This window comes from Agromyces sp. NPDC055520 (assembly GCF_053619715.1).
The window spans coordinates 1-7,289 of sequence record NZ_JBSHJY010000074.1 but is presented as its reverse complement, the minus strand read 5'-3'; the positions used below and the strand labels follow the sequence as shown (position 1 = coordinate 7,289).

The 7,289-nt window shown below is 71.0% G+C and carries 7 protein-coding genes and 1 pseudogene; 3 read left to right on the top strand and 5 right to left on the bottom strand.

Annotated elements, in window-relative coordinates; genetic code table 11:
- The 3 genes and pseudogenes from ACWGST_RS16675 to ACWGST_RS16665 all read left to right on the top strand — a co-directional run.
- Nucleotides 1-746, top strand: a pseudogene (locus tag ACWGST_RS16675) (hypothetical protein); the annotation flags it as partial.
- Nucleotides 743-1,639, top strand: a complete 897-nt coding sequence (purU, locus tag ACWGST_RS16670; protein WP_452047787.1) for a formyltetrahydrofolate deformylase — start codon at nt 743-745, stop codon at nt 1,637-1,639. The pseudogene ACWGST_RS16675 and the gene purU, both read left to right, overlap by 4 nt.
- Before the next feature lie 23 nt (nt 1,640-1,662).
- Entirely contained in the window at nt 1,663-2,052 is a 390-nt protein-coding gene (locus ACWGST_RS16665) for a YrdB family protein (RefSeq protein ID WP_452047786.1), read from the top strand.
- Nucleotides 2,053-2,128: 76 nt separating this feature from the next.
- On the opposite strand, the gene ACWGST_RS16660 is transcribed toward ACWGST_RS16665, so the two are convergent.
- Genes ACWGST_RS16660 through ACWGST_RS16640 form a run of 5 tightly spaced genes read right to left on the bottom strand, consistent with a single transcriptional unit; the run spans nt 2,129 to nt 7,239 of the window.
- Entirely contained in the window at nt 2,129-2,914 is a 786-nt protein-coding gene (locus ACWGST_RS16660) for a glucosamine-6-phosphate deaminase (protein WP_452047785.1), read from the bottom strand.
- Nucleotides 2,893-3,825, bottom strand: a complete 933-nt coding sequence (locus tag ACWGST_RS16655) for an ROK family protein (protein ID WP_452047784.1) — start codon at nt 3,823-3,825, stop codon at nt 2,893-2,895. Before ACWGST_RS16655 ends, ACWGST_RS16660 begins: the two co-directional genes overlap by 22 nt.
- Nucleotides 3,822-5,354: a glycoside hydrolase family 3 protein gene (locus ACWGST_RS16650; protein WP_452047783.1), complete on the bottom strand. Its 1,533-nt coding sequence runs from the start codon at nt 5,352-5,354 to the stop codon at nt 3,822-3,824. The genes ACWGST_RS16655 and ACWGST_RS16650 overlap by 4 nt, the downstream gene beginning before the upstream one ends.
- A complete protein-coding gene (locus tag ACWGST_RS16645) occupies nt 5,351-6,283 on the bottom strand; it encodes a carbohydrate ABC transporter permease (RefSeq protein ID WP_452047782.1) in 933 nt (310 codons plus the stop codon). The genes ACWGST_RS16650 and ACWGST_RS16645 overlap by 4 nt, the downstream gene beginning before the upstream one ends.
- Nucleotides 6,280-7,239 carry a carbohydrate ABC transporter permease gene (locus ACWGST_RS16640; protein WP_452047781.1) on the bottom strand — a complete coding sequence of 320 codons (960 nt, stop codon included), beginning with the start codon at nt 7,237-7,239 and terminating at the stop codon, nt 6,280-6,282. Before ACWGST_RS16640 ends, ACWGST_RS16645 begins: the two co-directional genes overlap by 4 nt.
- Nucleotides 7,240-7,289: the final 50 nt, after the last annotated feature.

Here is a 7,289-nt window from a genome sequence, read left to right as displayed (position 1 = left end):
CGTCACCGGCTCCCGGGCCCGGTCCGGGACCCGGACCGGGCCCAGAACCCGAACCCGAACCCGAACCCGAACCCGAACCGGGCGATACCGTGGCGCTCCCGCCTGTCGTGAATGCGGCTGACACCGCGAACGGCCTCGTCGACCCGAGGCTCTCGGGCACGGCAGAGCCCGGCGCGAGCATCTTCGTGACCGTGCAGTCGAGTGCGGGTGCGACCTTCGCGGCATCCACGACGCTCGCGGCACCCACGACTCCGGCGGCAACCGCAGACCGTGCGCCCGACGCGATCGCCGACAGCGAGGGCGACTGGTCGCTCGTCTACTCCGGGCTGCCCGCCGGTCGGCACGTGCTCGCGGTCGAACAGCTCGACCCCGCCGGAAACCGCTCCGCGGCGAGCGCCCCGGTCGAGGTCGCCCTGTCGAGCCCGTCGCTGGAGCTGCTGCGCCGGGGATGGGGCTGGCGCGTCTCGTTCGCGGGTGCGCCCGGAGCCGCCGTGCAGGTGCTGGGCGACGGCGTCGTGGGCCGACACGAGGTGCTCGGCGACGACGGCCGACTCACCCTGCCGGGTCTCTACGAGGTCGACGACCGCGTCGCGTACACCGTGCGCTACCTGGCCGCCGACGGCCGCACCGGGCCGGCCGCCGCCGCCGAGCGCTCGGGGTCGATCGACGGCATCGCGACCGAACCGGCGCCGGGCGACGTCACCGGACTCGCCGCCGAGCCCGGCACCGCTAGTCTGGCGGGATGACCGAGCACGTCCCAGTCGCCGAGCACGCCGCAGACGCCCCCGAACGCCTGCACCACTGGGTCGTCACGCTCAGCTGCACCGACGGCCCCGGCATCGTGCACGCCATCAGCGGGGCGATCGTCGCCGCGCGCGGCAACATCACCGAGAGCCAGCAGTTCGCGAGCCTCGACACGGGCAACTTCTTCATGCGCCTGCAGGTCGAGTCCTCGGCCGGCCGTGACGAATTCGAGGCGGCCCTCGCCCCCGTCACCGAGCGGTGGAGCATGCAATGGCACCTCGACGAGGTCGGCCGACCGCTGCGCACCCTCGTGCTCGCCTCGACCGCCGGCCACTGCGTCAACGACCTGCTGTTCCGCCAGCGCGCCGGCCAGCTGCCCGTCGAGATCCCGCTCGTGCTGTCGAACCATGGCACCCTGCGCGATCTCGTCGACTTCTACGGGGTGCCGTTCGAGTCGCTCGCCGTCACCGATCCCGCGTCGAAGGCCGAATTCGAACGCCGGGTGCTCGACGCGGTCGACGAGCACGACATCGAACTCGTCGTGCTCGCCCGCTACATGCAGATCCTCTCCCCCGAGCTGTGCGCGGCCCTCGAGGGCCGGTGCATCAACATCCACCACTCGTTCCTGCCCGGGTTCAAGGGCGCGAACCCCTACCGTCAGGCGCATTCGCGGGGCGTGAAGCTCATCGGTGCGACCGCGCACTTCGTCACGAGCGACCTCGACGAGGGCCCGATCATCGAGCAGAACGTCGTGCGCGTCGACCACTCGCGCAGCCCGGGTGAGCTCGTCGCGATCGGTCAAGACGAAGAGAGCCGCACCCTCAGCCAAGCGGTCAAGTGGTTCGCCGAGCGCCGGGTGCTGCTCGACGGAGTGCGCACGATCATCTTCCGCTGAGGTCGCGGGTAGGCTTGAGGGTTGTGAGCGACGCACAACAGCACGAGCAGCAGCCCGACCCGCAGCCCGCCCAGCCGAAGGTCGGGCCGAACGACATCCTCCGGTTCTTCCTCGAACTCTTCGCCTTCGTCTCGCTCGGCGTGTGGGGCTTCCTGTCCTTCCCGCTGCCGTGGCCGGGCGTCGCGATCGGCATCGGCGCGCCGCTCCTCGCGATCCTCGCGTGGGCGCTCTTCGTGTCGCCGAAGGCCGTCTTCCGCGTCGACGCGTTCGGCAAGGCGATCGTCGAGATCGCCGTCTTCTCGGCCGCCGCACTCGGCTGGTGGACCCTCGGCCAGCCCGTCGTCGCCGTCGTCTTCGCCGTCGTCGCCGCCGTCAGCGGCATCATCAACGGCCGCAAAGAGATCGCCGGCTGAGCGCCGCCACCCGCGACACATGACATGGGGTGAGTGGATGCCGCGGCATCCACTCACCCCATCGGTCTCGAGCGGCTCAGATGCCCTGCCAGGCGGGCTTGTGCGCCCACGCGTGACGGTAGTAGTCGAGGTTCACGAGCTCGGCGGCCGCCGCCTCGTCGACGATGACCGTCGTGTGCGGGTGCAGTTGGATCGCCGAGCCGGGCTGGCTCGCCGAGACCGCGCCCTCGACGGCGGCGGCCACCGCGTGCGCCTTGGCCGCGCCGAAGGCGAGCAGCACGAGGTGCCGGGCGCGCAGGATCGTGCCGATGCCCTGCGTGATGCAGTGCATCGGCACGTCGTCGGGCGAATCGAAGAAGCGCGCGTTGTCGAGGCGCGTCGCCGCGGTGAGCGTCTTGACCCGGGTGTGCGAGGCGAGCGACGAGCCCGGCTCGTTGAACCCGATGTGCCCGGTGCGCCCGATGCCGAGGATCTGCAGGTCGACGCCGCCGGCCGCCGTGATGGCCGCCTCGTAGTCGGCGCCGGCGTGCTCGATCGAGGCCGGGTCGCCGTTGGGCACGCGCACGAGTTCGGGCGTCAGGCCGAGCGGTTCGACGACCTCGCGCGTGATCACCGCGCGGTAGCTCTCGGGGTGGCCGGCCGGCAACCCCACGTACTCGTCGAGCGCGAAGCCGCGCACGCCGCGCACGTCGATGGAATCATCGGCGATGCGGCGCGCGAGGGCACGGTAGCTCGCGAGCGGCGTCGAGCCGGTTGCGAGGCCGAGCACGACGTCGGGTTTCGAGCGGATGAGCGAGACGATCGTGTCGGCCACGAGTGCGCCTGCGGCGTCTTCGTTCTCTACGACGACGACTTCAGCCATTGGTCTTCTCCTACGAGGGCGGCGCCGACGGCGGCCGCGGGGAATCCGGGTGGGACGACCTGCACGCGCGCGGCGAGGTCGATCGATGCGAGGAAGGCCGACTCGGCCGCCCATCGATTCAGGATACGTCGTGTGCCGAGAACCAGCGATTCGCCGAGGGCGGCGAGGCCGCCGCCGATCACCACGGCGTCGACGTCGACGGTCAGCACGAGCAGCCGCACCGCCGCCGCGACCCCCGTGATGAACTGCTCGCGCACCGCGACCGCGCGTGCGTCGCCGGCGTCGGCCGCGTCGAAGAGCTCACGGGCCGGGTGCTCGGACGCGGCCGGCCACATCCGGGCGATCGCGAGGCCCGACGCCACGGTCTCGAGGCAGCCGCGCTGGCCGCAGCCGCACACGACGCCGGCCGGATCGATCGGGATGTGCCCGATCTCGCCCGCGATGCCGTGGCCGCCCCGCAGCAGCCGCCCGTCGAGCACGACGCCGGCCGCGAGGCCCGTGCCGAGGTTGAGGTAGGCCATCGAGGTGGGCCCGGTCGCGCCGCCGGCGCCCAGCAGGTGGTGGGCGCCGAGGGCGGCCGCCTTGACGTCGTTCTCGATGCGCACGTCGACGCCCAGACGATCCGAGAGCCGCGGGCCGAGGTCGAGTCCGTCGAGCCCGAGGTTGACGGCGTGCTCGACGCGACCGGTCGTGCTGTCGACCGCCCCCGGGATGCCGATGCCGATCGAGGTGAACGACGCGGTGCCGAGACCCGAGACGACGCTCATGCGCTCGACCGTGCGCAACGCCGTCGCGACGACGGCTTCCGCGCCGAAGCCCGTGGGCATCCGCACCAGATCGCTGAGCGCTCCGTCGGCACCGATCGCCACCGCGGCCGTCTTGGTGCCGCCGATGTCGATGCCGAGTCTCACGGCGCAGCCACTGCGGCCCTGAGCGCGTCGTCGACGAACTCGATGACCGCCTCGCCGACGAGACGCGACGCGCCGAACGTCGACACGTCGGCGTAGGCCCGATCGTTCGACGGCCAGCCCATGTCGATCGTCACGACGTCGTCGCGCACGGCACGCAACGCGTCGATCGCCGCGCGGGCGAACGGATGCCGATGCAGGTCCTTCCCCACCACGAGCACCGTGCCGTCGAGGGCGGCGGGGTCGCCGAGGCCCTGCTGCTCCGACACGACCACGGTCGCGGCGCGGCCGAGCCACGACGGGTCGGCTGCGAGGTCCTCTGCGGCGAACGGGCCCCACGGCGCACCGCCGATGGCGATGTTCGCGACGGTGTCGACGCGCACGACGGTGCCGACCCGAGGCGATCGGGCGAGTCGCGTGCGCGCGGCATCCGCGATCTCGAAGGCGCCGATGACCCGACCGATCTGTTCGCCGTCGTGCTGCGGCTCGATCGAGGCCGGCAGCGCCGGCCCCGCCGGCACCGGCCTCGCCTCGGTCGCGAGCGCACGCACCCGTGCTGCGGCCTCGCGCACCCGTGCGGCCGGGAGGCGGCCGCCTGCGATCGCCGCCTCGACCGCCGCGACGACGGCGGCCATCTCGTCGGCCGAGTTGTCGGTGCCGATGCAGAGCAGGTCGCAACCGGCGGCGAGGGCGCGCACCGCAGCTTCGGGGATGCCGTGCACGCCGCTCGCCCCCTTCATGTCGAGGGCGTCGGTGACGATGACGCCGTCGAACCCCAGCTCCCCGCGGAGCAGGCTGAGGATCTGCGGGGAGAGGGTGGCCGGATTCTCGGAGTCGAGCTCCGGAATGAGGATGTGCGAGGTCATGATCGTGCGGCTGCCCGCGGCGATCGCGGCCCGGAACGGCACGAGCTCGCGCTCGCGCAGGGTCGCGAGCGGCACATCCACGACGGGCAGCGCGAGGTGCGAGTCCGTCGCGGTGTCGCCGTGGCCCGGGAAGTGCTTCGCACTGGCGGCGACGCCCGTCTCCTGCAGCGCCGCCGTCCACGCGGCCGAGTGCCGGGCGACGAGCTCGGGGTCGGCGCCGAAGCTGCGCACCCCGATCACGGGGTTGTCGGGATTCGCGTTCACGTCGACGTCGGGTGCGAAGGTCACGGTGCACCCCGTCGCGGCGAGCGCCTCGCCCACGGCCCGAGCGACGCGAGCGGTCAGCTCGACGTCGTCGATGCGGCCCAGCACGGCATTGCCGGGGAACGGCGCGCCGCGGTCGTAGAAGAGCCGGGTGACGTCGCCGCCCTCTTCGTCGATCGCGATCACAGCGAGCGGGTTCGCCTCGCGGAGCGCGGCGTTGAGGGCGCGCAGTTGCTCGGGAGACTCGATGTTCGAGCCGAAGATGCAGACGCCGCCGAGGCCCTCGCCGAGCAGCTCGAGCACCCATCGGGGTGCGTGCGGGCCTTCGAAGCCGGGCAGCAGTGTCGCGAGGATGTCCCGGCGGAGCGCAGCGCCCTCGCCGGTGCGGGTCGTGGCGGTCATCCCTTGACGGCTCCGCTCACGAGTCCGCTGGTCATGCGGCCCTGCACGATGAGGAAGAACACGATGACCGGCACCGCGACGAGGGTCGACGCGGCCATCACCTGACCCCAGTCGGTCTCGCGCGTCGCGCTGGCCTGGATGAAGCCGCGCAGCCACAGCGGCAGCGTGTGCATCTGCTCGGCCGGCAGCAGCACGAGGGCGACCGTGAACTCGTTCCACGCCTGCAGGAAGGCGAAGACACCGGATGCCACGAGCCCCGGGGCCAGCAGTGGGAACGTGATGCGCATGAAGGCCTGCGTGCGGCTCAGCCCGTCGACCATCGCAGCCTCTTCGAGGTCGGCGGGGATGCCGGCGACGAAGCCGCGGAGCATCCATACCGTGAACGGCACCACGGCCGCCGTGTAGATGATGCTGACGCCGATGACCGAGTTCAGCAGGCCGACGCTCGAGACCATCTTGTACTGGGCGATGAACAGGCCCTCGGCGGGCAGCATCTGCACGATGAGCACCGCGAGCACGAAGCTCTTGCGGCCCTTGAACCGGAACCGGCTGATCGCCACGGCGGCGAGGAAGGCGAACAGCAGGCAGAAGAACACGGCGATGAGCGTGATCGAGAGGCTGATGCCGAGCGCCGTGAAGAACGAGCCGTCTTCGAGCACGTTCTCGTAGTTCGCGAACGAACCGCCGAACGGCACGAACGTCGGGATGAACGACTGCAGCGTGCGGTTCGAGAGCAGCGAGGAGTTCATCATCCAGTAGACGGGGAACACCCAGGCCAGCGCGATCGCGAAGGCGAGGATCGTCAGCAGCACGCGGCGGGTGCGGAAGCGACGGCTCCACCGCGTGCGGGTGCGAACCCGCCCGACCGGAATCGCCGACGCCGTGGCCCCGAGCTCACCGCCCGTGGGGATCGTGACGGAGGTGGTCATGACTGTTCGTCCTCCTTGAGCAGGGAGCGCACGTAGAACCAGCTGATCGCGAGGGTCAGTGCGAGCACGAAGATGGAGACCGCCGAGGCCATGCCGAAGTCTTGGGACCCGGCCCCGAGCTTGTAGATGTAGGTGCCGAGCAGGTCGAACTCGGAGGCCTTCGAACCGGCATCCTGCAGCATCGTGATCTGCGTGAACACGCGCAGGTCCCAGATGAGCTGCAGCAGCAGCACGATCATGATGACCGGCCGGATCATCGGCATGATGATGTAGCGCAAGCGCTTGGCGCCGTTCGCGCCGTCGAGCTGGGCGGCCTCGAGCACCTCGTCGGAGACCTGGGTGAGGCCCGCGTACACCGAGAAGGCGACGAACGGCACCGACATCCAGATCACGATGATGCTCGCGACGATGAAGAAGGTGAGCGGGGTGGACAGCCACGAGAAGCGGTTCATGTCCACGCCCGGGATCATGTCGAGCAGGTAGTTCACGACGCCGCGGCGACGGTCGAAGAGCCAGATCCACACGGTCATCGCGGCGACGACGGGCATGGCCCAGGCGAGCAGCAGGGAGATCTGCAGCGTCAGGCGCGCCGTGCGGCCGACCGCGGTCATGAGCACGGCGAGCAGGATGCCGACGACGATCGTCAGCGCCGCCGTGACGATGCAGAACAGCAGCGAGCGGCCGACGACCTGCCACATCGTGGGGTCGGTGGCGAGATGGATGTAGTTCTGCAGGCCGACGAACTCGGCGGGCTTTCCGAACTGCTGCTGGATGCCGAACTTCTGCAGCGAGGTGACGGCCTGCCAGACGAGCGGGTAGCCCATGCCGACCAGGAGGATGAGGATGGCGGGGATGAGGAGCAGGTGCGGCACCGACAGTGTGCGGCGCTTGCCACGAGGGGCGCGCGGCGCCTGGGGCCGGGGCGCGGCGACCTCGCGCGCGATGGTTTCTGTCACGGTCTCATCCTCCTTTCGGGTGGGGCTCGTGTCACGGACGTTCATGGCTG